This window comes from Hydrogenophaga laconesensis (assembly GCF_031457235.1).
Classification (GTDB): domain Bacteria; phylum Pseudomonadota; class Gammaproteobacteria; order Burkholderiales; family Burkholderiaceae_C; genus Hydrogenophaga; species Hydrogenophaga laconesensis.
The window spans coordinates 14,787-41,756 of record NZ_JAVDWE010000010.1; the positions used below are offsets into that span (position 1 = coordinate 14,787).

A 26,970-nucleotide genomic window follows, 5' to 3' on the forward strand; every position below is an offset into this window, starting at 1 on the left:
CCGTAAAACCCCCATGAGCCACGCCACTGGGTATTTCACCCACAAGGATTGTTGGAGACACGAGATGGGCGCCGGCCACCCGGAATGTCCCGAGCGGCTCGACGCGATCGAGGACCGGTTGCTCATCAGTGGCCTGGATGTGGCCCTTGAGCGCCGCGAAGCCACGCAGGCCTCCATCGCGGACCTGGAACTGGCCCACGGGCGCATGCACCTCGCAGCACTGCGGGGCCTGAGCGACCAGCTGCGCGACGACATCGCCGCTGGCGGACCCAGCTACGCGCAGGTGGATCCCGACACGGCCATGAACACGCACAGCTGGGACGCGATCCTGATGGCTGCGGGTGCTGCCATCGATGCCACCGACGCGGTGATGGCCGGTGAACTCGCCAACGCCTTCTGCGCGGTGCGGCCGCCCGGTCACCATGCCACGCGCAACCAGGCCATGGGCTTCTGCTTTGTGAACAACGTGGCCGTGGCGGCGAAGTACGCGCTGGAGCGCCATGGCCTGCAGCGCGTGGCCATCGTCGATTTCGACGTGCACCACGGCAACGGCACCGAGGACATCGTGGCGGGTGACGAGCGCGTCCTCATGTGCAGCTTCTACCAGCACCCTTTCTACCCGCATTGCGAGCACTCCACCGCGAGCAATCTCGTGAACCTGCCGGTGCCGGCGTACACCAAAGGCATGGACATCCGAGAGCTGGTGGACATGATGTGGCTGCCCCGGCTGGAAGCGCACAAGCCGCAGATGATCTTCGTGAGCGCAGGTTTCGATGCCCACCGCGAGGACGACATGGCGCAGATGGGCCTGGTCGAACAGGACTACGCCTGGATGACCGAGCGCATCAAGGAAGTCGCTCAGCGGCATGCGAAGGGACGCATCGTGAGCTGCCTCGAGGGTGGCTATGCCCTGAGCGCGCTCGGGCGCAGTGTGGAAGCGCACCTGAGGGTGTTGGCGGGCGTCTGAACTTCCCGGGCGCCAGGGCGTCCCATAATGTTCCGATGACCGAGACAAATTCATCCTCCACGCCGGCCACCGAAGCCGCGCTCCTGTCATCGCGTGATGCCCGCGGCGTGCACACGCTCACGCTGAACACACCGCGCAGCTTCAATGTGTTGTCCGAGGCCATGCTGGCGGCCCTGCAGACGGCGGTGGACGCGGTCGCGGCCGATCCCGGCGCGCGTCTGGTGGTGATCGCCGCGAACGGCAAGGCGTTCTGTGCCGGGCATGACCTGAAGCAGATGCGCGCCACGCCCGAGCTCGGGTACTACCAGAGGCTGTTCGCGCAATGTTCGCGGTTGATGCTGGCCCTTCGAAAACTCGAGGTGCCGGTGATCGCGCGCGTGCAGGGTCTGGCCACCGCAGCCGGTTGCCAGCTGGTGGCCCAGTGCGATCTGGCCGTGGCGAGCGATCAGGCCTCCTTCGGCGTCAACGGCATCGACGTGGGGCTCTTCTGCGCGACACCGGGCGTGGCGCTCTCGCGCAACATCCTGCCCAAGCAGGCAATGGAAATGCTGCTGACCGGCGATTTCATCTCAGCGGAGGAAGCGCGCTCGCGTGGCCTGGTTAACCGCGTGGTCCCGGCGGACGCACTCGACGCGGAGCTGCAAGGCCTGGTGGACCGCATCCTTGCCAAGCCACGCGAGGCGTTGGCCATGGGCAAGGCGCTGTTCTACCGGCAACTGGAGACCGGCATGGAGTCGGCCTACCAGCTCGCCGGCCAGGGCATGGCCTGCAACATGACCCATGACGTGGCGCAGGAAGGCGTGCAGGCCTTCATCGAGAAGCGATCACCTTCCTGGCGCACCTGAACCTCAGAACCGTTTCTTTCGACATGAATCCCACCTTCTCCAACCCCAAACCCATCGACGATCTCGGCCTGTGGCTGGCCGGCTTCACGCAACCCACGGTGCTGGTCGAACTGGCCGCGCTGGTGGTGTGCGTCGGGCTGGCATGGGTCATCAGCGGCGCATTCCGCAAGGCCCTGCGCATGCAGGAGGAAAAGACCTCCGTCCTGTTCGGCCGCAAGCTGATCGATGGCGTGATGTTCCCGCTGTTGCTGTTGCTGCTCGCCTATGTGGCGCGCGCCGTCATCACCAAGTTCATGCCGCTGGCGGCGTTCAAGATTGCCATCCCGGTGCTGGTGGCACTGGTCGTGATCCGCGTCGGTGTGAAGGTGCTGCAGGTGGCCTTCACCACCGCTCCCTGGGTGAGGGCGCTGGAGCGCACCATCTCCTGGGTGGCGTGGCTGGCCATGGTGCTCTGGGTCAGCGGCCTGCTGCCTGTGGTGCTGGCCGAGCTGGACGACATCACCTGGAAGATCGGGTCGTCGACGCTGAGCCTGCGCACCTTGCTGGAAGGGTTCATCACCGCTGGTGCGGTGTTGATTCTCTCGCTGTGGGTGTCGGCTGCGATCGAGACGCGCCTGCTGCGCAAGGCCACCGGTGGCGATCTCTCCATGCGCAAGGCGGTGAGCAATGCCACGCGTGCGCTGCTGCTGTTCGTCGGACTGATCATTGCGCTGTCTTCCGTGGGCATCGACCTCACTGCGCTGTCGGTCTTCAGCGGTGCGATCGGTGTGGGCGTGGGCTTCGGCCTGCAGAAGCTGGCGTCCAACTACGTGAGCGGCTTCGTGATCCTGGCCGAGCGGCGCCTGCGCATTGGCGACAACGTGAAGGTCGACAGTTTCGAGGGCCGCATTCTGGACATCAACACCCGCTACAGCGTGATCCGCTCACCGGCAGGGCGCGAGTCCATCGTGCCCAACGAACTGATGGTCATCAACCGGGTGGAGAACTTCTCGGGGGCGCTCACCCGCGTGTGGCAGACCTCGGTGGTGTCGGTGGCTTATGACAGCGACGTCGAGCAGGTCAGCCAGCTCCTGCTGAAAGCGGTGGACGATCAGCCCGATGCACTCAAAACCCCCGCACCACAGGCCTCGCTGTCGGCCTTCGGTGCCGATGGCCTGGAGTTCACGGTGGGTTACTGGATCAACTCGGGCGATGGTGCCGAGCAACTCCGCCTGCGCTCGGCGATCAACCGGGGCATCCTGCAGGCCCTGCGCGAGAACGGGATCGAGATCCCCTACCCGCAACGCGTGGTGCACACGATCCACTCGAACGCGACCGAGCCACCTGCGGTCGACTGAATCCCGGCCTACAAGGGGGCATCTGCCTCGTTGACGGGTTTTTCCTTCCATGACAGGCCTTCGGCGTGCCGCCCTCTGTGGCCGGCGTTGCGTCATGCGTTGCGGGGCGTGCTACTTCATCAGACCCGGCAACCACAGCGCGATGGCAGGGAACGCGATCAGGATGCCCAGACGCACGATGTCGGCCATCACGAAGGGCCACACGCCCTTGAAGATGGTCTTGAGCTTCACCTCGGGCAGCAGCGAGTTCATGACGAACAGGTTCATGCCCACAGGTGGTGAGATCATGCCGATCTCCACGATGGTGACGATCAGGACGCCGAACCAGACCGGGTCGAAGCCCAGGCCGGTGATGACCGGGAAGAACACCGGGATCGTCAGCAGCACCATGGACAGTTCTTCCATGATCAGGCCGAGCGCCACGTAGATCACCATCATCACGACGACGACCATGATCGGGTGCGGGCTGAACTGCAGCAGAAAGTCGCGCAACTCCCCCGGCATGCTGGTGAAGTTGACGAAGCTGGTGAAAATCATGGCCCCGATAAGGATGGTGAACAGCATGGCCGTCGTGCGCGCGCTGTCGACCAGGATGTCCATGAGCGCCCGCGGAGTCAGCGAGCCGCGCAGCAGGGCAAAGAAGAAAGCGCCCGAGGCACCGACGCCCGCGCCTTCGGTGGCGGTGAACACGCCACCATAGATGCCACCGATCACCAGGACGAACAACAGCGCTACCGCCCAGATGCCCCGCAGGGCCTGGAGGCGTTGTGCCCAGCTGCTGCGCTCGGCGGGTGGGCCTGCGGCCGGGTCGCGCCAGGTGATGTAGACCACTGCCATGCAGAGACAGCCGATGGCCAGCAGGCCCGGCAGCACGCCGGCGATGAACAGCTTGCCGATGTCGGTCTCGGTGATGATCCCGTAGATGACCATGATGGTCGATGGCGGGATCAGGATGCCCAGCGTGCCGCCCGCCGCGATGGAGCCGGTGGCCAGGGTGTCCTTGTAGCCGTGGCGCTTCATCTCGGGGTAGGCCACGCGCGTCATCGTGGCCGCGGTGGCGATGGACGAGCCGCAGATACAGCTGAAGCCACCCGAGGCCAGCACGCTGGCGGTGGCCAGACCGCCCTTGCGGTGGCCGACGAAGGCGTTGGCGGCGGTGTAGAGCTCGCGCGCCATGCCCGCGCGGGCCACCAGGTTTCCCATCAGGATGAACAGTGGGATGACCGAGAGCACGTAGGCGAAGCCGGTTTCGAAGATCACCTGGCTGGTGCTGGCGAAAGCGGGCTGCCAGCCGCGCATGAGACCCAGCCCGGCCATGCCGACGATGGCCATGGCCAGCGCGATCGGAACGCGCAGGAAGGCGAGAGAGAAGACGGCGAGAAAGCCCAGGGCGGCCTCGGTCATGGCGTGGCCTCGTCGAAGGCGGACGGGGTTGGGTTGTGAGGCGCGGACACGGTCACCGACACGAACACGAACAACAGGTGCACCAGGCCGGTCAGGGCGAGCATGACCGCCATCATCCAGGCCACCGGCGCGATGGAGAGTTGCAGATGCACGGTGGTGTCGCCGTACTCGGCCAGGCGGCCCGCGCGCGTGGTCATGAGGTAGCCCAGAAAGCCGAAGGTGGCCGCGCACACAAGGTGCACCACGCGGGCCTGGATGTCACGCACCCACTCTGGCAGGTAGCTGTCGAGGGAGTCAAACACCACGTGTTCGTTGCGCCAGGACACCAGCGGCATGGCGCCAAAGATCACGACCACCATCAGCATTTCGGTGAGTTCGAGCCCACCGGGTACCGAATGGCTGAAGAAACGGCGGCCGGTGACGTCCACCAGCGTGAGCCACATGATGGTGAACAGCGCCATCGCGGCCATCAGGCCGGTGGACCAGCGCAGGATGCGTTCCAGCGTCTTGAGCATGAGGAGGTCTTGATGTGAAAAAGCCGGCAGGGCAATGTGCGATGCCCGGCCGGCCTGGGAACGGAAGGTCGCGCGGTTACTTCACTTTCGCGATTTCAGCACGGAACTCGGCGAGCACCGCCTTGGGGTCTTTCAGCCCCTTGGCCTGCGCCGCGTCGGACCACTTGTTCTCGAGCGCAGCCTGCTTGTCCTTCACGGCCTGCACGAAGGCCTGGTCGGCCGCGATGCGGGCCACCCCCTGGGTTTTCTGCAGCTCGCGGCTGGACGCGTCCACACGGTCCCAGCCTTCACCGAAGATGCGCGCGGCCGTCTCGCCGGAAATCTTGTCGACCACCGCCTTGTCCTGCGCGGACAGGGCCTTGTACTTGTCCTCGTTCATCATGAAGACGAAGCTGGTGTTGTACAGGCCACCAGGGAATGTGGTGGCATGCCTGACCATGCTCAGCTTGAAGGAGGCGACCGATTCGTCGGGGAAAAAGGTGCCGTCCATCACCCCGGTGGACAGCATCTCGAACGACTCGGGCGCGGGCTTGAGCGTGGTGTTCCAGCCCATTGCCCTGGAGAGCTCGTTGATGTTGCCGCCGCCGATACGGAATTTGAGTTTCGCGACATCCGCTGCACTGGTCACAGCCTGTTTGGTCGTGAAGATGATGCCAGGACCGTGTGTGAAGACGGCCAGCGTCTTCACGCCGCGGTGTTCGCCCAGGGGGGCGAAGTACTTGCTGTAGATGCGCTGGTAGGCCACCGACGTGGCCGTGGCGCTGTCGCCCAGGAAGGGGAACTCGGCCAGTTGCGTGTTGATGAAGCGCCCCGGCGTGTAGCCGTCTACGGTGTAGGAGATGTCGGCCAGGCCATCGCGCACGGCATCGAAGGTACCAGGCGCCGCCGCCACGCCCTTGGGCAGGATGTTGCACTTCATGCGGCCCGCGCTCTCCTTCTCGAGCAGATCGCACCAGCTCTTCTGCGCCATGCTCAGTGTGTGTGCTGGCGGCACCCAGCTCGAAACCGTGAAGACCGTCTGTGCCGACACCATGCCGCTGGCGAGCACGGTGGTGGACAACACGGCGGTGGCGATGCGGCGAAGTTTCATGGGGTCTCCTGGGCGCATTTGTGATGGTGCAGCCTCTTCGCAGAGGCCGAAAATCACTATAGGCCATGCCCCGGAGCGCACCCCTCCAGACTTACCCGGATGGTCTTTCGCCCAAGGCGTCAAGGCGTTTCGTGCCTGGGCAGAGCGACCGGGTGAGGCGGTTGCGGCCGTGACCGGGGCGATGTGGGGCGAGGGCCTTCGGTGCCCAGGGTCTCCAGCAGACGCGCGCCTGCGGCGAGCTGCTGATGGGGCGGCAGGTGGCGCAGTTCGCCAAACAGCCGTGTGGCATTCTCCGGTGGAGTCACGGCCCGGGTGGCGAGATACCAGAGCCGGAACAGATGGGCCTCGTCCGACAGCGGCATCTGGTGCATCAGGTTCATGACGGCCGCGAACAGGAAATCGGTGGCGTTGTCGGCAGGGGTCTTGCCGTCCTGCGGCGTCGCGCTGCCGTGGTCGCTTTGCCACACGGGGCTGTTGACCAGGCGCTGCAGGCGGCGGGCGCGGCCCAGTCCACGGTCGATCTGCAATCCGGGCTCCCAGTTGCGAACAGGGTCGTCCAGACCCTGGCAGGGCGATGTGGAGCGTGCCAGCTCGATCGCCAGCGCCCGTGTTCGCTCGGGTTCGCGCCGGCTGAACACCATGCGCACCGTGCGGCCCACCAGTTGCATCGTGGTGATGAGGGGATCGGCGTGGAGGGGAGTGGTCATGCTGCAGTACTCGTCTCGGGTCAGAACGCGCAGCGCAGGCTCGGTGGCACACACGGTGTCTCTGGCACCGCGGTCTCCAACCGTGGCGGCGCCGGCTTCGGGGGAAGCAGGGCGGTCTTCTCGGCTTGTCGTTGGGGTGCTCATGTCGTCGTTGAAAGGCAATATCGGGAACGGACCACGAGCGTAGCGACGGGCACTTTCGCAAACAAATGGTTTAACAGTCGCTTAACAGAGCGACCGTGCAAAGCGTGGAATGCGTCCGTGGCCGGACGGATCAGCGGCCCGTGGCGGGCAACGGTGGGCTGCTGGCGGCCAGGGTGAAGTGGAAGGTCGTGCCGCGCCCTGGCGCGCTGCTGACCTCGATGCCGCCGCCGTGGCGTTCGAGCACGGTGCGCACGAACACCAGGCCCAGGCCCACGCCGCTCGTGGTGCCGTGTTCGGGGTCGAGCCGTGCGAACTGCTGGAACAGCTGCTGCTGCTGTTCGGGTGTCATGCCGGGTCCCTGGTCGGTGATGGACACGCGCCAGCCCTGGCCCGCGCGCTGCACCGAGGCGCGGATCTCGGAGCCATCGCGGCCACCGTACTTCACCGCGTTGCCCAGCAGGTTGGCCACGGCGCGTGTGAGCAGGCCCCGGTCCGCTTCGCACAAGGGCGCGACGTCGGGGCGCTGCACCTGAATGGCCATGTGCCGCGCCTGCGCCTGCGGCCACACCTCGTCCACGGCCTCGTCCAGCACGTCCACCAGGTTCAAGGTTTCCATGCGGTAGGCGCTCGATTCGGCACGCGCGAGCTGCACGAACTCTTCGGCGAGTTCCAGCGTGCGGCGTGCATGCCTTTCGATGCGGCTCAGCGTGTCGGGGTGCATGGGTTGCTCGGGGCTCAGGCGCTGCACCTCGAGCAACGCGAGGATGGAGGTCTGGGGTGAGCGCATGTCGTGCGAGATGAAGCGCAGCGCCACGTCGCGCTGGCGTTCGGCTTCGCGGATGGGGGTGATGTCGACCAGGCTGGCGATCCAGCTGGTGGCCTGGCCATCGGTGTTGAAGCCGGGCACGAAGCGCACCAGCAAGTCGCGGCCAGCGGCGTCGCGCGCCTCCGCGCCCCAGGGCTGCGGCGCCTCGCTCAACCGCCGCGCGTCGAACACCGGCTGCTGCGTGCCCGCGCGGTGCACACCCTGCAGCAACTCACCCAGCGGGTAGCCGCGCAGGCGCGCCACCTTGTGTCTGATGAAGTACTGGTAGGCGGCCTGGTTGGCCATCAGCACCTGGCCGGAAGCGTCCGCGATCAGCGTGGCATCCGGCAGGCTGTTGAGCGTCTCGCTCACGAAGCGGTGCAGGTTGCGCAACTGCTGGGACGCGTCCTGCAGGGCATCGATGTGGCGGTCCAGCAGATCGCCCGAGCGCATGGCGGGCAACATGGTGGGCAGATCGCGGCGGGTCTCCATGCGCTGGAACTCCTCCAGCAGATAGCCCATGGCCGCGCGCAGCCGGCGCCACACCCACAACGGGTACGCCAGCAGCACGCCCAGCAGCGCGGCCGTGGGGGCGAATTGCAGGCCGAACAGCGAAGGTGCCAGGGCCGCCACGGCCAGGATGGCGGCCAGCAACGCCCCGCTGGCCAGCAGCGAGGCCGTGGGCGCCAGCAACAGCACGGCCAGCAGGGCCAGCGCAACGGGCACCACGCTGAACAGCGCGTTCTGCCAGGGGGTGGCCCGCTCCAGCCGGCGGTCCATCAGCAGCGCGTTCATCACGTTGGCGGCGATCTCCACGCCCGGCATCAGCTCGGACTGGCCGGAACGCGGCGTGGCGTACGCATCGCCCATGCCCGCAGCGGTGGCGCCCACCAGCACATACTTGCCGGCGAGGTGTCCGGGTGGCACCTTGCCCTTGAGCACGTCCACATAGGACACGCGCGCAAAGCTTCCGGGCGGGCCGGCGAACGGAATCTGCATCCAGTGATCGCGCTGCCAGACATTGCGTGCGCCCTGCGCCGGCGCACGTGCGCCAGGAAGTTCCGAGGGCAGCTCGAAGCCACCCACGCGCAGCAGCGACACCGCGAACTGGTCCCACCATTGGTCACCGTCACCCTCCCGCAGGAAGGTGCTGCGCACGATGCCGTCGTTGTCGATTTCCAGGTGCACGTGTCCGATGGCGGCGGCCGCCGAGGCCAGCTCGGGTGCCGGTTCGGTGCGCGTCAACTGGCCGGTGCCATGCCGGTCCAGCAGCATCAGCGGCAACACCACCTTGCCGCTGCGCTCCATCGCCGCGCCCAGCAACGCATCGTCCACCACGGGTTCATGACCAGGTTCGACCATGAGCAGGTCCAGGCCCACGGCGCGCGGCCCGGCGGCCGTGATGTGATCGAGCACCGCCGCGTGGAAGGCACGGCGCCAGGGCCAGCGGCCGATCTCGGCCAGGCTCTTGTCGTCGATCGCCACGATGACGATGTCGGGCGAGACCGTGTGCTGGCTCAGCCGCGCCAGTTGGTCGCCCAGCGCCAGGTCAATGTGTTCAAGCGAGCGTGTGCAGCCCAGGGCGACGACGCACGCCAGCAGCGCCGCGGAGAGCAAGCCCCATTCCAGCCATCGCGTGCGCGGCCGCCTGGCGTGCGCCGCGGGTTCCTGCAGTTGCGAGGTGGTGGGGTCGAGCGGGCGCGCGTCCACGGAGGTCTCAGCGGGTGCCGGGTCGCACCGGCCTGCCTTCGGAACTGATCAGCGGCTGGGCATCCAGCGTGGTGACACGGCCATGCACCTCCAGCCGCTGCGGTTCGCTCCATGTTCCGGCCAGTCCCTCGGTGTCGATTTGCCGCACGCGGATGTGGTAGGTGCCCGTCGGGGGCATGGGGCGCGTGTACGAGGGTTCGCTGAGCAGTTGTTCGTCCAGCAGCCGGGTAAAGGTGTCGTCGTGCGCGAGCTGGATGTGGTGGCGCCATGGGCCGCCCGGGCTCGCGCTCCAGTTCACGCTCAGCGTGCCGGAGCCCTCGCCCTGAAGGGAGGGGGAGGGCGGTGCAGGGGGCAGGGCGACCACGTCGAAAGCCACTGGCCGGCTGTACGGACCCTGGTCGCGCCGGCCCTGCGCGTCATGTGCGACGGCCGCAACCCGCCAGACATAGGCGCCGGGGAGCAGGTTGCGCACGGTGTGCTCACACCGGGCGAGATCGGGCGTCTGCGCGATCAGATCGGTGAAGCGGGCATCGCGCGCGACCTGGAACCGATAGCCGACGACGCCAGAACTTTCAGTGCAGAGCAGATCGACATCGGGTGCGATCACGCGGCTGCCCGGGCGTGGTTCGCGCAACAGCGGCGCCATCGGATGCGCGTTGATCACCAGGCGGCGCACGGCTTCCGCGCCGGGGATACCTTGCCCATCGAGGGCACGCACCGCAAGCACGTATTCGCCGTCGTCGAGCGCCGGAAAGCGGGCCACCGGCTGCGCGAACGTGGCATTTCGGACCACGCGCTCGGCCGTGTCATCGCTGGCAATGCGCACCTGCCAGGCGAAGGCACCCGCATCGCGGGACAGCGGCAGATCGATCAGCGAGGCGTCTTCCACCACTTCCGGCACGCCAGAGAGATCGGGCGGCGCGAGCAATGGAGCCACCTCGATCGCCGTGCCGACACGCGCGCCCTGTCCCGCCTGCAACAGGGCGCCGGCCGAACCCGGTGGCGCTGCCAGTGCATTCACCTGGACAGAGCCTTCGCGAACGTCGCCGATGAAGTCCCCGTCTGCAGCCACAGCCACACCGAACGTCGTGCCGCGCACACCGCCCACCGCCCGTGGGGTGCGCACCTCGAAGCGGCTGCGGCTGGAGGGCAAAGGCTTGACGTTGGCGTCCACGCGGCCCCGCTCGAGTTGCAGGCCCGACTGCACCTGTCCCGATGCGGGCGCGTGCCGCAGTTCGCGCAGACGCAGTTGCGTGCCAGCGGCCACCCGCACCACCGAGCCATCGGCCAACCGCAGCGTCACGAAACCGTTGTCGCCGACCTCGAGCCGTGCGCCCTCGCTCACGCGTTCGCCTGCGGCGAGGGGGGCCGGGTCCGTCTGGCTGGGGTGTGTCACGGTGGCGGGGCCGGCGACATGCAGCACCTCTGCCGTGGCGGGCTCGGGCCGTGCGAGTGCGGCGGGTACCACCAGCCGGCTGCCTGGCATCAACCGGCGCGGGTCTGCCACCTGGTTGTGGCGCTGCAGCGCGGGCCACTGCCTCGGGTCATCGAGATAGCGCTGCGCGAGGTCATACAGGTTGTCGCCGGGTTGCACAACATGCACCTGGTCCTGCTGCGCTCGTGCGGGCTGAACGGCGAAGAGCAGGGCAAGTGCCGTCAACAGCAGGCGATGCGGAGATGGAATGGAGGCGGGCCGCATGTTCAGGGCGCCATCATGGCCTGTGTCTGTCCGAGGTCCTCGAGACGGTAGCCATGGTTGTAGACGGACACCAGCTTGTAGCCCGATTCGGCACGCAACTGCAGCTTGCTCCGCACGTGCGACACATAGACGTCCAGCGAACGCGATGAGATGTCGGCGCCGATGCCCCAGACCGCTTCGATCAAGTGAGCCCGCGAGAGCAGGCGGCCCATGTTGCGGAACAGGAGAAAGGCCAGATCGAACTCCTTGCTGGTCAGCGCGCCGGCGTCGGCGCCATCGACGCGGACCACACGCTCCTGCACCATGAAGCGGTAGCGGCCCCAGACCTGCTCCTTTGGCGCCGGCGCATGCCCGCCCCGGCGCAACAGCGCCATCAGGCGCGCGCGCAATTCGCCCACGCGGGCGGATTTCACCATGTAGTCATCGGCACCGCGGTTCAGGCCCTCGATGATGTCGCGCTCGTCGCTGCGGTTGGTCATCATGAGGATGGGCACCGGCGCCATGGCGGTGTCACGGATGGCGCGGATCACCTCCAGGCCTGGGATGTCGGGCAGCTCCCAGTCGACAATGAAGAGATCGAAGGTTTCCCTGGGCAGCACGCGCATCAACGCGTTGGCATTCTCGAACAGGTGGCAGTCATGGCCCATGGACGCGACAACCACCTTGACCAGATCCAGTTGCGCAGGATCGTCATCAACGGCGGCAATGCGCATGTGGCTTGAGCAGAAAAGGCAAGGGGTGGGCGGAGGTTGGTTTGCGCGAATATATCGATGGAACAGTGGTGGCGCAGCTGTTTTGACAATCTATTAAGAAATCCAGGTGGCGCGTCCGGGGCCGATGGCACGCATGCATTTCGCGCCTGTGACTTTCATCTCGTTCCATTTGCGCCTACAATGGTAAAAAAGCACGATCGTTCTTTTATTTGGTCGAGGCGCCCGCTAGGGCCGCATCCGCGACACGGCAGACCACCGGCATACAATCCCAAGGTTGACGTACACGTCAATTCGTGACGACATTTTTCGCATCATCAGGAGCAAGCCAATCATGAAGGTCATCGTCCCCGTCAAGCGCGTGGTGGATTACAACGTCAAGGTACGCGTGAAGAGCGACGGAAGCGGGGTGGACATCGCCAACGTCAAGATGAGCATGAACCCGTTCGACGAGATCGCGGTGGAAGAGGCGGTGCGTCTCAAGGAGAAGGGGGTGGTCACGGAAGTGATCGCCGTCTCTTGTGGCGTGGCGCAATGCCAGGAGACGCTGCGCACGGCCATGGCCATCGGCGCAGACCGCGCCATCCTGGTGGAGACCGCCACCGAACTGCAGCCGCTGGCCGTGGCCAAGCTGCTCAAGGCGCTGGTGGACAAGGAACAGCCGCAACTGGTGATCCTGGGCAAGCAGGCGATCGACGACGACTGCAACCAGACGGGTCAGATGCTGGCCGCACTGGCCGGCCTGCCGCAAGCCACCTTCGCCAGCAAGGTCGAAGTGGCCGATGGGAAGGCCAGCGTGACGCGTGAAGTGGACGGTGGTCTGGAGACCCTGTCGATCGCGCTGCCGGCGGTGATCACGACCGACCTGCGCCTCAATGAGCCGCGCTACGTGACGCTGCCCAACATCATGAAGGCCAAGAAGAAGCCGCTGGAGACGCTCAAGCCCGAAGACCTCGGTGTGGACGTGGCCCCGCGCATCAAGACCCTGAAGGTCAGCGAGCCCCCGAAGCGTGGTGCCGGCGTGAAGGTGCCGGACGTCGCCACCCTGGTGAGCAAGCTCAAGACCGAAGCCAAAGTGATCTGAGGACAGAACAAATGACCGCACTCGTTATTGCAGAACACGACAACGCCTCCATCAAGGGCGCGACCCTCAACACCGTGACGGCAGCCGCTGAATGTGGCGGTGACGTGCACGTGCTCGTGGCCGGGCACAACGCCGGTGAAGCCGCCAAGGCCGCGGCCGCCATCGCAGGCGTGGCCAAGGTGATCCATGCGGACGCCGCCGGCTTCGAACACGGCCTGGCCGAGAACGTGGCCGCCCAGGTGCTCGCGCTCGCCCCCGCCTACAGCCACATCCTGTTCCCGGCCACGGCCTCGGGCAAGAACGTGGCGCCGCGCGTGGCCGCCACGCTGGACGTGGGCCAGCTCTCCGACATCACCAAGGTGGTGAGCGCCGACACCTTCGAGCGCCCGATCTACGCAGGCAACGCCATTGCCACGGTGCAGGCGACCGACGAGAAGAAGGTGATCACCGTGCGCACGACCGGTTTTGACGCGGCGGCAGCCACGGGCGGCAGCGCGGCGGTGGAAACCGCCACGGCGGCGCTGGGTGATGGCAAGAGCTCCTTCTTGGGCAGCGAGATCGCCAAGAGCGACCGGCCCGAGCTGACGGCGGCCAAGATCATCGTCTCCGGTGGCCGTGCGCTGGGCAGCAGCGAGAAGTTCAACGAGGTGATGACGCCGCTGGCGGACAAGCTCGGTGCGGCCATCGGTGCCAGCCGCGCAGCGGTGGACGCGGGCTACGCCCCGAACGACCTGCAGGTGGGACAGACGGGCAAGATCGTCGCGCCGCAGCTGTACATCGCAGCGGGCATCTCCGGTGCCATCCAGCATCTGGCTGGCATGAAGGACTCCAAGGTGATCGTGGCGATCAACAAGGACCCCGAAGCCCCGATCTTCTCCGTGGCCGACTACGGCCTGGAGGCCGACCTCTTCGAGGCCGTGCCCGAACTCGTCAAGGCGCTCTGAGCCCTCTGAACCACACAAGGGCATCGTTCGCGATGCCCTTGTCGCATCTGCATCCTGAATCCGTGGAGACAAGACCATGAGCTATACCGCCCCCCTCAAGGACATGCTGTTCGATATCGAGCATCTGGCGCGCATCGATCAGGTGGCGCAGATGCCCGGCTTCGAGGACGCCGGGCTGGAAACCGCGCAGGCCGTGCTGGAGGAGTGCGCCAAGCTCAACGAGGGCGTCATCGCGCCGCTGAACTTCGAGGGGGACAAGAACCCTTCTTCCTTCAAGGATGGCGTGGTCACCACCACACCTGGCTTCAAGGACGCGTTCAAACAGTATGCCGAGGGCGGCTGGCAGGGGTTGCAGCACCCGGTGGACTTTGGTGGCCAGGGCCTGCCCAAGACCATCGGTGCGGCCTGCGGGGAAATGCTCAACAGCGCCAACATGAGCTTCGCGCTCTGCCCGCTGCTGACCGACGGTGCCATCGAGGCCTTGTTGACGGCCGGGAGCGACGAGCTCAAGGCTACCTACCTCGAGAAGCTGGTGAGCGGCCAATGGACCGGCACCATGAACCTCACCGAACCACAGGCGGGTTCTGACCTCGCTGCGGTGCGCAGCCGGGCCGAACCGCAGCCCGATGGCAGCTACAAGGTGTTCGGCACCAAGATCTTCATCACCTACGGTGAGCACGACATGGCCGAGAACATCGTGCACCTCGTGCTGGCCCGCGTGTCTGGCGCGCCCGAGGGGGTGAAGGGCATCAGCCTGTTCGTGGTGCCGAAGTTCATGGTGAACCAGGACGGCTCGCTGGGTGCGCGCAACGACGTGCATTGCGTGAGCATCGAACACAAGATGGGCATCAAGGCCAGCCCGACGGCGGTGCTGCAGTATGGCGACCATGGTGGTGCCGTGGGCTACCTGGTGGGCCAGGAAAACCGGGGCCTCGAGTACATGTTCATCATGATGAACGCTGCCCGCTACGCCGTGGGTGTGCAGGGCATCGCCATCGCCGAACGTGCCTACCAGAAGGCCGTGGGGTATGCGAAGGACCGCGTGCAGAGTCGCCCGGTCGACGGTTCGATGAACACGGCTGCGCCGATCATCCACCACCCCGACGTCAAGCGCATGCTCATGACCATGCGTGCCTTCACCGAAGGGTGCCGCGCCATGGCCAGTGTGGCGGCCGCGGCCTACGATGCGTCGCACCACCACGCAGACGCCGAGGTGCGCAAGCAGAATGCGGCCTTCTATGAGTTCCTGGTGCCGCTGGTCAAGGGCTACAGCACCGAGATGAGCCTGGAAGTGACCAGCCTGGGTGTGCAGGTGCATGGAGGCATGGGCTTCATCGAGGAGACCGGCGCGGCACAGCACTACCGCGATGCCAAGATTCTCACCATCTACGAGGGTACGACCGCGATCCAGGCGAACGATCTCGTGGGCCGCAAGACCGCGCGTGATGGCGGCACCGGTGCCAAGGCCATCGCCGCGCAGATCGAGAAGACCGAGGCCGAGCTGGCGAAGCGTGGCGGTGCGAATGCCGCGGCAGTGCATCAACGGCTGAAGGCCGCGCGCGAGGCTTTCGTCGATGTGGTCGAGTTCATCGCCGCCAACACAAAAACCAATCCCAATGCCGCTTTCGCGGGCAGCGTGCCCTACCTCATGCTCGCGGGCAACCTGGTGGCCGGCTGGCAGATGGCGCGCGCGCTGCTGGTGGCCGAAGACCAGCTCGCCCAGGGCGTGGACACGGCCTTCATGCAGGCCAAGATCACCACCGCGCGTTTCTACGCCGACCACATCCTGAGCCGCGCCCCTGGCGTTCGCGACAGCATCGTGGATGGTGCCGAGGCGGCAACCGCGCTGGCCATCGACGCTTTCTGAAGGCGACGAACGCCGGCCCTGTCGCCGCATCGACAGGGCCTTGCGCCGAGCCGGGTCCAGAATCCCGACGAACCTTTCACGGAGACACCATGACCGCACCCCCACGCAGCCTGCCCCCCGTTCTCAAGAACCTCAAGTTCCCGGTGATCGGCTCGCCGCTGTTCATCATCAGCAACCCCAAGCTCGTGATCGCGCAATGCAAGGCGGGTGTGGTGGGCTCGATGCCCGCGCTCAACGCGCGTCCGGCGTCGCAACTGGACGAATGGCTGGCCGAGATCACCGAAGCGCTCGCCGCGCACGACAAGGCCCATCCCGACAACAAGGCTGCGCCGTTCGCGATCAACCAGATCGTGCACAAAAGCAACGACCGCCTGGAGCACGACATGCAGTTGTGCGCCAAGTACAAGGTGCCGATCGTCATCACCAGCCTGGGCGCGCGTGAGGACGTGAACCAGGGCGTGCACAGCTGGGGAGGCATCGTGATGCACGACGTGATCAACAACGTATTCGCGCACAAGGCGATCGAGAAGGGCGCAGACGGCCTGATTCCGGTCGCGGCGGGTGCCGGCGGCCATGCCAGTGTGAAGAGTCCCTTCGCTATGGTTCAGGAAATTCGTGAATGGTTTGGCGGCCCTGTGGCGCTTTCAGGTTCGATCGCCTCGGGGGGGGCCATCCTGGCCGCGCAGGCCATGGGTGCTGACCTGGCGTACATCGGCTCGGCCTTCATCGCCACGGAGGAAGCGCGCGCGGTGGATGGCTACAAGGAGATGATCACCACCTCGGATTCCGACGACATCGTCTACAGCAACTTCTACACCGGCATCCACGGCAACTACCTCAAGGGCAGCATCAAGAACGCCGGCATGGACCCGGACAACCTGCCGCAGAGCGACCCGAGCAAGATGAACTTCGGCACGGGTGAAGGCGCCAATGCCGCCAAGGCGTGGCGCGATATCTGGGGTTGTGGTCAGGGCATTGGCGCCATCCGTGAAGTGGTGCCCGCGGCCGACCTGGTGGCGCGCTTCAAGCGCGAGTATGCCGAGGCGAAAGCGCGCATCTGTGCGGGCTGAATGCCGCCCACCTGAGCAGCAAAGCCGGCCACGCGCCGGCTTTTTCCTGCCCGGACCGATCGTTGGCTGGCGACCGTGTACGCTCGGCGGCTGGCTGGCCGAGTCGCTGTTGCGCTGTCAGGGCGGCGTGGTGGTGCGCATGCCACTGCGCAGCCAGGCGCCAATGCTGTCAAACACCTTGCCGATCTCGCCGCCGAGGTTGGTCTTGTATTCCACTCCGGTGGTGTCCGAGATGGCCGACACCCAGCCACCATCGCGCCATTCCGAGTACAGCCAGTCCTCGCCGTCTCGCACCAGACCGTCGGGTGGTGACGGTGGTTGTGCAACCGGCACACCTTTGAGCGCGGAGCCCATGTAGTCGATCCAGATCGGCAGCGCAATGCGCCCGCCGGATTCGCCGCCACCCATGCCGCGGGGCTTGTCATAGCCCACCCAGACCGCCGCCACCAGCGAGGGCTGGTAGCCGGCAAACCAGGCGTCCACCGCGTCATTGGTGGTGCCGGTCTTGCCGTAGACGTCGGGTCGCTTAAGCAGCGTCTGCGCGCGGGCAGCGGTGCCTGATCGGGCGACATCGTTCAGCATGCTGCCCACGACGAACGCATTGCGTGCCGGAATGGCGCGCGTTTCTTCGGTGAGCGGCGCTGGTGGCGGCGCTTCGAACAGCACCTTGCCCTGCGCATCGGTGATCTTCTCGATCACGACCGGATCCACATGCCAGCCACCATTGGCCACGGTGGCGTAGGCCTGCGCCATCTGCAACGGCGTCACGCTGCCGGTGCCCAAGGCCAGCGAGAGGTCGTTGGGCTGTCGTGCCACGTCGAGGCCAAAGCGCCCGGTCCAGTCGCGCGCGGCCTGCGTGCCGGTGTGCTGCAGCACGCGCACGCTGGCCAGATTGCTCGAACGTTTGATGGCTTCGCGCACCGAGATCGGACCCAGGTGCTCGCCGTTGGCGTTGTTCGGACTCCATCCGTTGGCGGCGGTGAAGGGCAGATCGTCTACCAGGGTGGCGGGCATCACGCGTGCCTCGAGCGCGGCCGAGTACAGGAGCGGCTTCATGGCCGAACCCGGCTGTCGCCAGCCCTGTGTGACGTGGTTGAAGGGCTGGTTGGTGAAATCGAAGCCGCCCACCAGCGCGCGCACGCGACCGGTCTGCGGGTCGAGCGCCACCAGCGCGGCCTCGACCTCGGGCCATTGCGAGATCGCCCAGATGGTTTCCCCCGGTTTGCCCTTGACCTTGGGCTTGGTGGTGCCGGTAGCCATCACCCGCACCACGGCGCCGCGCGTGATCTTGAGCGGGGCCTTGGCTTTCTCCTCCAGTGCCCGCTGTGCCCAGCGCAGTCCTTCGCCCTGAACAGTGATGCGTTCGCCTGTGGCCAGTTGCACCTCCAGTGCCTTCGGGCTGGCCGCGAGCACGATGCCCACGCGCAGGGTTTCGTCGTCGCGGTGGTCTTTCAAGGCTTCAGCGGCTGCGCGTTCCAGCTCGGGGCCATTGCCTGCGGGCAGGGACTCGATGTCTTCCGGTCCACGCCACGCGCCACGCCGTTCAAAGGCCAGCACGCCTTTCTGCACGGCGGCATGCGCCGCGCGCTGGTCGGCCGCGCGCAGCGAAGTCGTCACGCGCAGGCCGCTGGAATAAGCTTCGGTGCCGAAGCGCTCCACCACCGCGCGCCGCGCCATTTCCGCGACGTGGGCAGCGTGCACGTTGCGCAGGCCGGGTGTGCGGATGACGACTTTCTCGGCGCGCGCTGCGGCGAGCTGCTTGTCGTCGATCATGTCCGTGGCGCGCATGCGTTCGAGCACCACGCGCTGGCGCTGCGTGGCGCGCTCGAGATTCGCCACCGGGTTCGCGTAATAGGGGTTCTGCGGCAGGCCGGCGAGCATCGCGGTCTCGGCCAGAGAAAGCTTGTCCAGCGGCTTGCCGAAATAGATCTGCGAGGCGGCGGAGAAGCCGTAGGCGCGCTGGCCCAGGAAGATCTCGTTGAGGTAGATCTCCAGGATGCGGTCCTTGGAGATTTCGTCCTCCAGCTTGAGCGCCAGCCAGATTTCCTTCGCCTTGCGTTCTGCCGAGAACTCGCGCGTGAGCAGCATGGTGCGCACGAGCTGCTGCGTGATGGTGGATGCGCCTTGCTTGCGGCCGCCGGTGAGGGCGGCGAACACCGCACGGGCCATGCCCTTCGGGTCCACGCCCGAGTGCTCGCGGAAGCGGGCGTCCTCCACGGCCAGAACGGCCTGCTGCAATTGCAGGGGAATGCGCGAGAGAGGCAGGTAGTCGCGGCGTTCGGTGCCGAACTGGGCGATTTCCTCGCCATCGGCGGTGAGAACCTGCAAAGGCAGCTTGGGCTGGTAGTGGACGATGCGATCGAGCGACGGCAGGTCGAAGGTCGACGCCGGGACCGGCAGTGCCACGGCCAGGGCGGCGGTGACCGCCAGGGCCAAAGCCGCCCGGCGTAGGGTGATCTGGAACATGGGGCTGAATTATCCCGCGCCGGTGTGAAGCGGGCGTGTGCTCAAAGGTCGTGCTCGTAACCAGCTGTGACGGCATTCCGGGCCCGAAAGTGCCCGGAAAATGCCTTGGTTAAGATGGCCCGCTCCCATTTCGACCTCGCCCGAACCATGCGCAAGCGCATTCTGCTGCTGGAAGACGAACAGGCCATTGCCGACACCCTGCTGTACGCCCTGCAGAGCGAGGGCTTCGAGGTGCTGCATGTGCGCCTGGCCCGCGAGGCGTTGGCTGCCTTCGAGCAGACGCCGCCGGATCTGGCCATCCTGGATGTGGGCGTGCCGGACGGCAACGGTTTCGACGTGTGCCGCACCATTCGTCGGACAAGCGAGTTGCCCATCGTGTTCCTGACCGCCCGGCATGAAGAGATCGACCGTGTGCTGGGCCTGGAGCTGGGGGCCGATGACTACGTCGTCAAACCCTTTTCGCCCCGTGAGGTGTGCGCGCGGGTGCGTGCCATCCTGCGCCGCAGTGCGGCAGGTGCTGTGGCTGTGGCCCCGTCCGGTCCGCCAGAGCCGGTGGCCGCCAGCGGGCTTACGCTGGACGAGGCGACGCAGCGCATCGCGCTCGCGGGCGAGTTCCTTGCGCTCACGCGCTACGAGTTCCTGTTGCTGGCCACCTTGCTGCGGCGGCCGCAGCGCATCTTTTCGCGCACCGAGCTCATGGAACTGGTGTGGGGCGGCGCACCGCACACCTCCGACCGCACGGTCGATGCCCACATCAAGCTGCTGCGCGCGAAGCTGCGCGAGCGCGGGCTGGTGGTCGACGTGATCCAGACCCATCGCCACATGGGTTATTCGCTGCGGCTGCCGGGCTGAGGACGGCATGCGCATCGGCCTGCGGTTGCTCGTCGGTTTCTTCCTCGTGCTGGGGCTGGCCCTGTTCGTCGTGCTGCGCGTGCTGCTGGACGAAGTCAAGCCCGGCACGCGGCTGGCGATGGAGGACAGTCTGATCGACGCGGCCTACACGCTGGCCCAGCTGGCCACGCCCGACATGAAGGCTGGCACCATCGCCGATGGTTTCTTTGCGCGATCCCTGCAGGGTCTTCAGGACGCGCGACCGGGCGCCGACATCGGCGGCTTCCGCAAGGACAGCATCGACTATCGCATCACCATCACCGACGTGCAGGGCATCGTGCGCTTCGACACGAAGACCGAGGCCATCGGGCAGAACCATTCGCGCTGGAACGATGTGGTTCGCACCCTGCGCGGCGAGTACGGCGCGCGCTCCAGCCCGGCCAGCCCGTACGACCCCGACAACACCGTCATGCACGTGGCTGCGCCCATCCGCGATGGGGACCGCATCATTGGCGTGCTCACCGTCTCGCGGCCCAACCAGCGCCTGCAGCCCTACATTGATCGCAGTGAGCACCGCATCCTGCGCTGGTCGTGGGTGCTGCTGGGGCTGTCGCTGTTCATCGGCCTGCTGTTCAGCTGGTGGATCGCGAGCTCGCTCTCGCGCCTGCGTGGTTATGCGAACGCGGTGTCGCGTGGCGAACGCGCGCCGCTGCCGGTGCTCGGCCGCGTGAGCGGCCACACCGAGTTCAACGACCTGGCCGGCGCACTGGAGCGCATGCGACTCAAGCTGGAAGACAAGGCCTATGTGGAGAGCTACGTGCACACGCTCACGCACGAGCTCAAGAGCCCGCTGGCCGCGATCCGTGGCGCGGCCGAGCTGCTGCAGGAGGACGTGCCCGCGCAGGACCGCCAGCGTTTCTCCGGCAACATCCAGCGCCAGGCCGAACGCCTTCATCTGTTGGTGGACAAGCTGCTGCAGCTCGCACACGTGGAGCAGATGCAGGGCCTGGGTACGCGTGAAACGGTGGACATGAGCATGCTGACGCGCGAACTGCTGCAGCGGCTCGAGCCGCGCTGGCGCCGCAAGGCGCTGCGCGTGCGCGACGAACTGGGGCAGGGCCAGGCGGTGCAGGGCGATCCCTTCCTGATCGGCCAGGCCTTGCAGAACCTGCTGGACAACGCGATCGATTTCTCCCCCCACGGCGGTGAACTGTGGCTGCGCCTGCAACGCGACGGCGATGGCGTGGAGTGGTCGGTGCGCGACCAGGGACCTGGCATTCCCGACTACGCGCGCGACCGCATCTTCGAGCGCTTTTATTCGCTGCCGCGCGCGGACGGGCAGGACAAGGGCTCCGGGCTCGGCCTGTGCCTGGTGCGCGAAGTGAGCGACCTGCATGGCGGAACGGTGCGGGTGGAGAACGTGACGGAGCCCGGCGGCTGCCTGGCGCGCTGGCGGCTGCCGGCCTGAATTTCACGCCCGCTTCACAAAACGCCGCTGCGTTGCACGGCCGCTTCGCGGGAGGTGGCCAGACTGGCCGGGTTCTCACAACGGAGCCTGCCTTGAACAAATACCCCCTGCTGAGCAAAGTGCTGGTGATCGGTCTGCTGATGCTGCTGCTCTCGGTTCCCCTGGTGATGGTGCGCGACGTGATCCAGGAGCGCAGTTCGAACCGCGAGGTCGCGGCCCACGAAGTGGCGCGCGCCCACGCCGGCGAACAACTCATCAGCGGCCCGGTGCTGTACGTGCCCTACACCGAAACCTTCACGCGGACGGTGGCCGTGGGCGATGCGGGCCACACGCGCGAGGAGCGCGTCACCCAGTCCCATGCGGTGATCCGCTTCCCCGCATCGATGGAAACACGCAGCCGCCTGTCGACCGAGACGCGCTGGCGCGGCGTCTTTCCGATCACGGTCTTCACGAGCACGAACGAAAGCACCGGGCGCTTCGTGTGGACCGATGTGGAGCCGAAGGAGAAGGGCGGCCAGATCAGCCTGGGCCAGGCGCGCCTGATCGTTGGGGTGAGTGACCTGCGCGGCCTGCTCAATGCGCCTCGGCTCAAGGTCGACGGCCGTGCAACACCGGTGGTGCCAGCCGCTGCCACGCCGCGCCTGCCATTGCCCCTGGCCGCTTCGCTCGACACGGTTGCATTGCGGCCGGGCGCGGTGGTGTCCTTCGAGCTGGCGCTCGACCTGGCCGGTACGGGTCGTATAGGCTGGGTGCCGTTGGCCGACGAGAACCGCGTGCAACTGCAGTCCGATTGGCCACACCCCAGTTTCGACGGCGACTTTCTGCCCCGAACGCGCACAGTGACCGCCGCCGGCTTCGAGGCCGCCTGGAGCGTGCCTTCTCTCTCGACCCAGGCGCAGCAGCAGTTCTTGCAGAACGGTGAGCAGCGCCGAACGCCGGAGAGTTTTTCCGTGTCGCTGGGCAACCCGGTGGATGTCTATCGCATGACCGAGCGCGCCACGAAGTACGCCATGATGTTCATCGTGCTCACCTTCGCCGCTTTCTTCGTGCTGGAGATGGTTCGCCGCTGGCGCATCCACCCCATGCAGTACCTGATGATCGGTGCCGCGCTGGTGCTCTTCTTCCTGCTGCTGCTCTCCCTCTCCGAGCACCTGGACTTTGTCTGGGCGTACCTTGCGGCGAGCATGGCCTGCATCGGCCTGCTGGCGCACTACCTGCGGCACGTGCTCGGTGGCTGGAAGCCGGGCGGCCTCATGAGCGCCTTGCTCGTCGCGCTGTACGGTGTGCTGTACGGGATCCTGATCTCGGAGAACAACGCGCTGATGATGGGCTCGCTGCTGCTCTTCGGAGTGCTCGCCGCCATCATGGTCGCCACCCGCAAGGTCGACTGGTACAGCGTGATGGGTGCATCACCGGCCCGACGCACCGATGCGCAGGGCTGACGCGGATCAAACGCCTTCGACCGCCACGAGCGTGCCCGTGGAGGCGCGCTGGCGGATCGCCGCCAGACGCTGGTATTCGGGCGAGTGGTAGAAGGCTTTGAGTCGTGCCATGTCGGGAAACTCCAGGATGACCTGGCGGTGGGCTTGGCCGGGACCTTCCAGAACGCTCACCGCACCGCCGCGCACCAGATAACGTCCCCCATGCGCTGCAATGAGCGCGGGCACTTCCTGGCGGTAGGTTTCGTAGAGGGCGGGGTCGGTGATCTGGATATTGCCGTGGATGTAGGCGGGCATGTTGTCTCCTGGTGTTGGCCGGAGCTTACCGCCCGCCGAGGGGTTCAGCTGCTGCCGCGGATCATGGGCTCGAAGCCCAGGTCCATCGAGTGCTGTGGCGGCACGCTGCCGCGCATCAGGGTCAGCAGCATCTGCGCGCTGGCTTCGCCGATGGCGCGGCGCGGCGTGCGCACGGTGGTCAGTGTCGGCACCATCTGGTCGCTGCCGGACAGGTCGTTGAAGCCGGCGACGGCGATGCGGGTGGGCACATCGATCTTCAGCCGCAGCGCGCACAGCAACCCGCCCTGGGCCAGGTCGTCGTTGCAGAAGAAGACCGCATCGACTTCGGGCCGTGTGCGCAGCAGGTCTTCCAGCAACTCGCCGCCCAGTTGCATGGACGAGGGTTGCGGGCTCAGCAACTCGAGCTTCGCGTCGTACAGGCCGTGCTGGCGCAGGCAGCGCCGGTACCCCTCAGCGCGTTGCATGGTGCGCGGGTCGAGTTGTGCGGCCACGAAGGCGATGCGGCGACGGCCCCGCTGCACGAGGTGTTCGGTGATGGCGTGGCCGGCTTCGATCTGCGAGAAGCCCACGCAATAGACACCGGGGGCCTGTGTCAGCTCCATCAGATGCACGCAAGGCACGCCGCTGCCGGCGAGGAGCTGGCGCGCTGCCTCGGTGCGGTCGAAGCCGGTGAGCAACAGGCCCGCCGGGCGGTGCGCCAGGTAGCTGCGCAGGAGCTGCTCCTCCTCGCGGGGCTCGTAGTGCGTCACACCGATCAGCGTCTGGTAGCCGTGGGGCAGCAGCGTGCGGTGCACGGCTTCGAGAACGTCAACGAACAGCGCGTTGGACAACAACGGCACCAGCACGGGCACCTGCGTGCTGCGTTGCGAGGCGAGGGCGCGGGCAGCGGGGTCGGGCACGTAGCCCAACTGGTCCGCCGCGGTCTTGACGCGCTCCACCAGCTCGGCCGCCACGCTGCGTTCGCCACGCAGCGCGCGAGAGGCGGTGATGGGGCTGACCTCGGCGGCGCGCGCCACGTCGTTGAGGGTGATGCGCCCGCTGTGGCGGCGCTTGCGTTCGGTGGGTTCCAAGGGTTTTCCCGATGTCAGATGCCATGATCGTGGCGTTAGGATAGCGCTGTCCAATCTCTTGAGCATCCCAATTTACCCTGAATCCCTCCACATGTGGCCGAAAGTCCTACCTCCGGAAGCGGGCACCCCGCAGCCATGTGGCCTCTCGTTTTTTTTGCCCTCGCGGGATAGCGCTACCAGATGAATGACCGGTTCAAAAACACCTCTGTCGTCGTGATGGGCGTGGCGGGTTGTGGCAAGTCCAGCCTCGGCCAGCTGTGCGCCCGCACGCTGGCGGTGCCGCTGCTGGAAGGCGACGACTTCCATTCCCCCAGCAACGTGGACAAGATGCGCGCGGGCATCGCCCTCAGCGACGATGACCGCGCCGCGTGGCTCGACGCACTCGCCCGGCAGCTGCAGGCGCACCCGGATGGCGTGGTGCTGACCTGCTCGGCGCTCAAGCTGCGTTACCGCGATCGCTTGCGCGCCGCCGCGCCTGGTTTGCGCTTCGTGTTTCTTGAACTCACGCAGGAAGAGGCCCGCGAGCGCGTGGCCGCACGGCCGGCCCACCTGTTTCCGGTGAGCCTGGTGGCCAGCCAGTTCGCCACCCTGGAAGACCCGCGTCTCGAAGCCGGTGTGCTCTCGCTCGACGCCACCCGGCCGCTGGAGGAGCTGGGGGCAGCGGTCGTGCGCTGGGTGCAAGGTTCGGCCGCTTCACCGGCCATGGAGGTTCGTCCATGAAGACATTCCTGACGCGCGGGGCCGAAGCCCTGCTGGCCCTGTGCCTGGCGGCCATGGTGCTGTGTGTGTTCGGCAACGTGGTGCTGCGGTACGGGTTCGACAGTGGCATCAATGCCACCGAGGAGCTCTCGCGCCTGCTGTTCGTGTGGATGGTGTTCCTGGGTGCCACGGCGGCCTACCCGGTGGGCCAGCACATGGCGTTCACCAGCCTGGTCGGCACGCTGCGCGATCGTCCGCGCGCCTTTGCTGCCGCCACCCTCGTGATCCGTTTGCTGGTGCTCATGGCCTGCGTGCTGCTGGGCTGGGGCGCCTGGCAGCAGGTGGTGGTGGGTCTGGACAGCCATTCGGTGGTGCTCGGCTATCCGGTGGCGCTGCTGCCGCTGCCGGCCCTGTTGTGCTCGGTGGCTATCGGTCTCATGGCGCTGGTCGAGATCGCGCAGCGCACGCCGCTGGACCTCGGCCATGCGGTGGACATGGAGTGACGCGCCATGACGACTGAAGCCCTGGCCTTCGTGGTCTTCATTGCAGGCATGCTGGTGCTCATGGGCATCGGCATGAACATGGCATTCGCGCTGCTGCTGACCGGTGCCGCCATGGCCTGGGTCATGGATTTCTGGGACACCCAGTTGCTGGCCCAGAACATGGTGGCCGGCGTCGACAGCTTCCCGCTGCTGGCCGTGCCGTTCTTCATCCTCGCGGGTGAGCTGATGAATTCGGGTGGCATCAGCAAACGCATCATCGACATGGCGCAGGCCTGGGTCGGTCACGTGCGTGGCGGGCTGGGGTACGTGGCCATCGGCGCCGCGGTGCTGCTGTCGGCCATGTCGGGGTCCGCACTGGCGGATGCGGCGGCCATGTCCGCCATCCTGCTGCCGATGATGCGCAAGCACGGTTACCCGGTGGCCTCGTCGGCCGGGCTGATCGCGGCCGGCAGTGTCATCGGTCCGATCATTCCGCCGTCCATGGCGTTCGTGATCTACGGCGTGACCACCAACACCTCGATCTCGGCGCTGTTCATCTCGGGCATCGTGCCCGGCCTGGTGATGGGCGTGGCCCTCGTGGTGGCCTGGCGCGTGGTGTTGCGCAGGATGACACTGACCAGCGCCCCCCCGGTGCCGATGGCCGAACGCCTGCGCCTCACCGGCCGTGCCGTGTGGGCGTTGATCATGCCGGTGATCATCATCGGTGGCATGAAGAGCGGCATCTTCACGCCGACCGAAGCGGCCGTGGTGGCCGCGTTCTATGCGCTGGTGATCGCGCTGTTCGTGCACCGCGAGATGCGCCTGCCCGATCTGTATGACGCCCTGGTGCGCGCCGCGAGCACCACGGCGGTGGTGATGTTCCTCTGCGCCGGCGCGGCCGTGGCCAGCTACATGATCACGCTGGCCGACCTCCCGTCCACGCTCACCGGCTGGCTTGGCCCGCTGGTCGACCACCCGCGTGTGCTCATGGTGGTGATGATGCTGGTGCTGGTGGCGATCGGCACCGCGCTCGACCTCACGCCCACCATCCTCATCTTTGCGCCTGTGATGCTGCCCATCGCCGTCAAGGCCGGCATCGACCCGGTGTACTTCGGTCTCATGTTCGTGCTCAACGGCGCGATCGGTCTGGTCACGCCGCCCGTGGGCACTGTGCTCAACGTGGTGGCCGGTGTGGGGCGTCTCCCCATGCACCAGGTCATCAAAGGCGTGAACCCGTTCCTGATCACTTATCTGATCGTTCTTGGCCTGTTCATCGTGTTCCCGCAGATCGTCACCGCGCCCGTGGCCTGGATGCGCTGA

Annotated in this window: 23 protein-coding genes; 13 read left to right on the forward strand and 10 right to left on the reverse strand. The window is 66.6% G+C overall.

The genetic code is table 11. The annotated features are described in order from the left end of the window. Positions 1–13: 13 nt before the first annotated feature. Genes J2X09_RS17050 through J2X09_RS17060 form a run of 3 tightly spaced genes read left to right on the forward strand, consistent with a single transcriptional unit; the run spans position 14 to position 3,149 of the window. Positions 14–967 (forward strand): histone deacetylase family protein, encoded by a 954-nt coding sequence (locus J2X09_RS17050; protein ID WP_204732154.1) that lies wholly within the window; start codon positions 14–16, stop codon positions 965–967. A 35-nt stretch (positions 968–1,002) separates the two neighbouring features. Continuing rightward, a complete protein-coding gene (locus tag J2X09_RS17055; RefSeq protein ID WP_204732153.1) occupies positions 1,003–1,812 on the forward strand; it encodes an enoyl-CoA hydratase in 810 nt (269 codons plus the stop codon). 23 nt (positions 1,813–1,835) lie between these two features. After that, positions 1,836–3,149 (forward strand): mechanosensitive ion channel family protein, encoded by a 1,314-nt coding sequence (locus J2X09_RS17060; protein ID WP_204732152.1) that lies wholly within the window; start codon positions 1,836–1,838, stop codon positions 3,147–3,149. A 111-nt stretch (positions 3,150–3,260) separates the two neighbouring features. Here J2X09_RS17060 and J2X09_RS17065 read toward each other — a convergent pair whose 3' ends face one another. The 7 genes from J2X09_RS17065 to J2X09_RS17095 form a co-directional block, all read right to left on the reverse strand. After that, positions 3,261–4,553 carry a TRAP transporter large permease gene (locus J2X09_RS17065; protein WP_204732151.1) on the reverse strand — a complete coding sequence of 431 codons (1,293 nt, stop codon included), beginning with the start codon at positions 4,551–4,553 and terminating at the stop codon, positions 3,261–3,263. Further along, complete coding sequence (locus tag J2X09_RS17070; protein WP_204732150.1) at positions 4,550–5,068, reverse strand: TRAP transporter small permease; 519 nt, start codon at positions 5,066–5,068, stop codon at positions 4,550–4,552. Before J2X09_RS17070 ends, J2X09_RS17065 begins: the two co-directional genes overlap by 4 nt. 76 nt (positions 5,069–5,144) lie before the next feature. After that, positions 5,145–6,158, reverse strand: a complete 1,014-nt coding sequence (locus tag J2X09_RS17075) for a TRAP transporter substrate-binding protein (RefSeq protein WP_204732149.1) — start codon at positions 6,156–6,158, stop codon at positions 5,145–5,147. Between the two features lie 119 nt (positions 6,159–6,277). Continuing rightward, positions 6,278–6,865: a hypothetical protein gene (locus tag J2X09_RS17080; protein WP_204732148.1), complete on the reverse strand. Its 588-nt coding sequence runs from the start codon at positions 6,863–6,865 to the stop codon at positions 6,278–6,280. Positions 6,866–7,139: 274 nt separating this feature from the next. Further along, positions 7,140–9,524, reverse strand: a complete 2,385-nt coding sequence (locus J2X09_RS17085) for a CHASE2 domain-containing protein (protein ID WP_204732147.1) — start codon at positions 9,522–9,524, stop codon at positions 7,140–7,142. A 7-nt stretch (positions 9,525–9,531) separates the two neighbouring features. Continuing rightward, a complete protein-coding gene (locus tag J2X09_RS17090; protein WP_204732146.1) occupies positions 9,532–11,223 on the reverse strand; it encodes a FecR family protein in 1,692 nt (563 codons plus the stop codon). A 2-nt stretch (positions 11,224–11,225) separates the two neighbouring features. Continuing rightward, on the reverse strand, positions 11,226–11,936 hold the full coding sequence (locus J2X09_RS17095) for a response regulator transcription factor (RefSeq protein ID WP_204732145.1): 711 nt from the start codon (positions 11,934–11,936) through the stop codon (positions 11,226–11,228). 331 nt (positions 11,937–12,267) lie between these two features. Here J2X09_RS17095 and J2X09_RS17100 point away from each other — a divergent pair, with 331 nt between their 5' ends. From J2X09_RS17100 to J2X09_RS17115, 4 genes are all read left to right on the forward strand, one after another. Further along, positions 12,268–13,017, forward strand: a complete 750-nt coding sequence (locus J2X09_RS17100; protein ID WP_204732144.1) for an electron transfer flavoprotein subunit beta/FixA family protein — start codon at positions 12,268–12,270, stop codon at positions 13,015–13,017. An 11-nt stretch (positions 13,018–13,028) separates the two neighbouring features. Continuing rightward, positions 13,029–13,961 (forward strand): electron transfer flavoprotein subunit alpha/FixB family protein, encoded by a 933-nt coding sequence (locus J2X09_RS17105; protein ID WP_204732143.1) that lies wholly within the window; start codon positions 13,029–13,031, stop codon positions 13,959–13,961. A gap of 76 nt (positions 13,962–14,037) precedes the next feature. Then, a complete protein-coding gene (locus tag J2X09_RS17110; protein WP_204732142.1) occupies positions 14,038–15,828 on the forward strand; it encodes an acyl-CoA dehydrogenase in 1,791 nt (596 codons plus the stop codon). Positions 15,829–15,917: 89 nt separating this feature from the next. Then, the gene (locus tag J2X09_RS17115; RefSeq protein WP_204732141.1) at positions 15,918–16,898 is read left to right on the forward strand and encodes an NAD(P)H-dependent flavin oxidoreductase; all 981 of its coding nucleotides are present in this window, start codon (positions 15,918–15,920) and stop codon (positions 16,896–16,898) included. Between the two features lie 117 nt (positions 16,899–17,015). Here the strand turns inward: J2X09_RS17115 and J2X09_RS17120 are convergent, their stop codons facing one another. Continuing rightward, entirely contained in the window at positions 17,016–19,364 is a 2,349-nt protein-coding gene (locus J2X09_RS17120; protein ID WP_204732140.1) for a penicillin-binding protein 1A, read from the reverse strand. A 114-nt stretch (positions 19,365–19,478) separates the two neighbouring features. Here J2X09_RS17120 and creB point away from each other — a divergent pair, with 114 nt between their 5' ends. The 3 genes from creB (at position 19,479) to creD (ending at position 23,105) form a co-directional block, all read left to right on the forward strand. Next, complete coding sequence (gene creB / locus J2X09_RS17125) at positions 19,479–20,216, forward strand: two-component system response regulator CreB (protein WP_310308857.1); 738 nt, start codon at positions 19,479–19,481, stop codon at positions 20,214–20,216. A gap of 7 nt (positions 20,217–20,223) precedes the next feature. Further along, positions 20,224–21,663, forward strand: coding sequence for a two-component system sensor histidine kinase CreC (creC, locus tag J2X09_RS17130; protein WP_204732139.1), 1,440 nt, complete (start codon positions 20,224–20,226; stop codon positions 21,661–21,663). Positions 21,664–21,755: 92 nt separating this feature from the next. Further along, positions 21,756–23,105, forward strand: coding sequence for a cell envelope integrity protein CreD (gene creD / locus J2X09_RS17135; protein WP_204732138.1), 1,350 nt, complete (start codon positions 21,756–21,758; stop codon positions 23,103–23,105). 6 nt (positions 23,106–23,111) lie between these two features. On the opposite strand, the gene J2X09_RS17140 is transcribed toward creD, so the two are convergent. Together J2X09_RS17140 and gntR are read right to left on the reverse strand one after the other, a co-directional pair. Continuing rightward, positions 23,112–23,399 (reverse strand): DUF1330 domain-containing protein, encoded by a 288-nt coding sequence (locus tag J2X09_RS17140; RefSeq protein ID WP_204732137.1) that lies wholly within the window; start codon positions 23,397–23,399, stop codon positions 23,112–23,114. Between the two features lie 44 nt (positions 23,400–23,443). Then, positions 23,444–24,469, reverse strand: a complete 1,026-nt coding sequence (gntR, locus tag J2X09_RS17145) for an HTH-type transcriptional regulator GntR (RefSeq protein WP_310308859.1) — start codon at positions 24,467–24,469, stop codon at positions 23,444–23,446. A gap of 180 nt (positions 24,470–24,649) precedes the next feature. Between gntR and J2X09_RS17150 the strand changes: the two genes are divergently transcribed. The 3 genes from J2X09_RS17150 to J2X09_RS17160 are packed head-to-tail and all read left to right on the forward strand — an operon-like array spanning position 24,650 to position 26,970. Further along, positions 24,650–25,189: a gluconokinase gene (locus J2X09_RS17150; protein ID WP_310308861.1), complete on the forward strand. Its 540-nt coding sequence runs from the start codon at positions 24,650–24,652 to the stop codon at positions 25,187–25,189. Continuing rightward, entirely contained in the window at positions 25,186–25,671 is a 486-nt protein-coding gene (locus tag J2X09_RS17155) for a TRAP transporter small permease subunit (RefSeq protein ID WP_204732135.1), read from the forward strand. Before J2X09_RS17150 ends, J2X09_RS17155 begins: the two co-directional genes overlap by 4 nt. Before the next feature lie 6 nt (positions 25,672–25,677). Further along, complete coding sequence (locus tag J2X09_RS17160; RefSeq protein ID WP_204732134.1) at positions 25,678–26,970, forward strand: TRAP transporter large permease; 1,293 nt, start codon at positions 25,678–25,680, stop codon at positions 26,968–26,970.

Coding starts and splice junctions, on each gene's coding strand:
- creC (WP_204732139.1), top strand. CDS start 20,224: ATGCGCATCGGCCTGCGGTTGCTCGTCGGTTTCTTCCTCGTGCTGGGG.
- J2X09_RS17075 (WP_204732149.1), bottom strand. CDS start 6,158: ATGAAACTTCGCCGCATCGCCACCGCCGTGTTGTCCACCACCGTGCTC.
- J2X09_RS17160 (WP_204732134.1), top strand. CDS start 25,678: ATGACGACTGAAGCCCTGGCCTTCGTGGTCTTCATTGCAGGCATGCTG.
- J2X09_RS17070 (WP_204732150.1), bottom strand. CDS start 5,068: ATGCTCAAGACGCTGGAACGCATCCTGCGCTGGTCCACCGGCCTGATG.
- J2X09_RS17095 (WP_204732145.1), bottom strand. CDS start 11,936: ATGCGCATTGCCGCCGTTGATGACGATCCTGCGCAACTGGATCTGGTC.
- J2X09_RS17080 (WP_204732148.1), bottom strand. CDS start 6,865: ATGACCACTCCCCTCCACGCCGATCCCCTCATCACCACGATGCAACTG.
- J2X09_RS17060 (WP_204732152.1), top strand. CDS start 1,836: ATGAATCCCACCTTCTCCAACCCCAAACCCATCGACGATCTCGGCCTG.
- J2X09_RS17055 (WP_204732153.1), top strand. CDS start 1,003: ATGACCGAGACAAATTCATCCTCCACGCCGGCCACCGAAGCCGCGCTC.
- J2X09_RS17110 (WP_204732142.1), top strand. CDS start 14,038: ATGAGCTATACCGCCCCCCTCAAGGACATGCTGTTCGATATCGAGCAT.
- J2X09_RS17155 (WP_204732135.1), top strand. CDS start 25,186: ATGAAGACATTCCTGACGCGCGGGGCCGAAGCCCTGCTGGCCCTGTGC.
- J2X09_RS17050 (WP_204732154.1), top strand. CDS start 14: ATGAGCCACGCCACTGGGTATTTCACCCACAAGGATTGTTGGAGACAC.
- J2X09_RS17090 (WP_204732146.1), bottom strand. CDS start 11,223: ATGCGGCCCGCCTCCATTCCATCTCCGCATCGCCTGCTGTTGACGGCA.
- J2X09_RS17140 (WP_204732137.1), bottom strand. CDS start 23,399: ATGCCCGCCTACATCCACGGCAATATCCAGATCACCGACCCCGCCCTC.
- J2X09_RS17150 (WP_310308861.1), top strand. CDS start 24,650: ATGAATGACCGGTTCAAAAACACCTCTGTCGTCGTGATGGGCGTGGCG.
- J2X09_RS17065 (WP_204732151.1), bottom strand. CDS start 4,553: ATGACCGAGGCCGCCCTGGGCTTTCTCGCCGTCTTCTCTCTCGCCTTC.
- creB (WP_310308857.1), top strand. CDS start 19,479: ATGGCCCGCTCCCATTTCGACCTCGCCCGAACCATGCGCAAGCGCATT.
- J2X09_RS17105 (WP_204732143.1), top strand. CDS start 13,029: ATGACCGCACTCGTTATTGCAGAACACGACAACGCCTCCATCAAGGGC.
- J2X09_RS17120 (WP_204732140.1), bottom strand. CDS start 19,364: ATGTTCCAGATCACCCTACGCCGGGCGGCTTTGGCCCTGGCGGTCACC.
- J2X09_RS17115 (WP_204732141.1), top strand. CDS start 15,918: ATGACCGCACCCCCACGCAGCCTGCCCCCCGTTCTCAAGAACCTCAAG.
- J2X09_RS17100 (WP_204732144.1), top strand. CDS start 12,268: ATGAAGGTCATCGTCCCCGTCAAGCGCGTGGTGGATTACAACGTCAAG.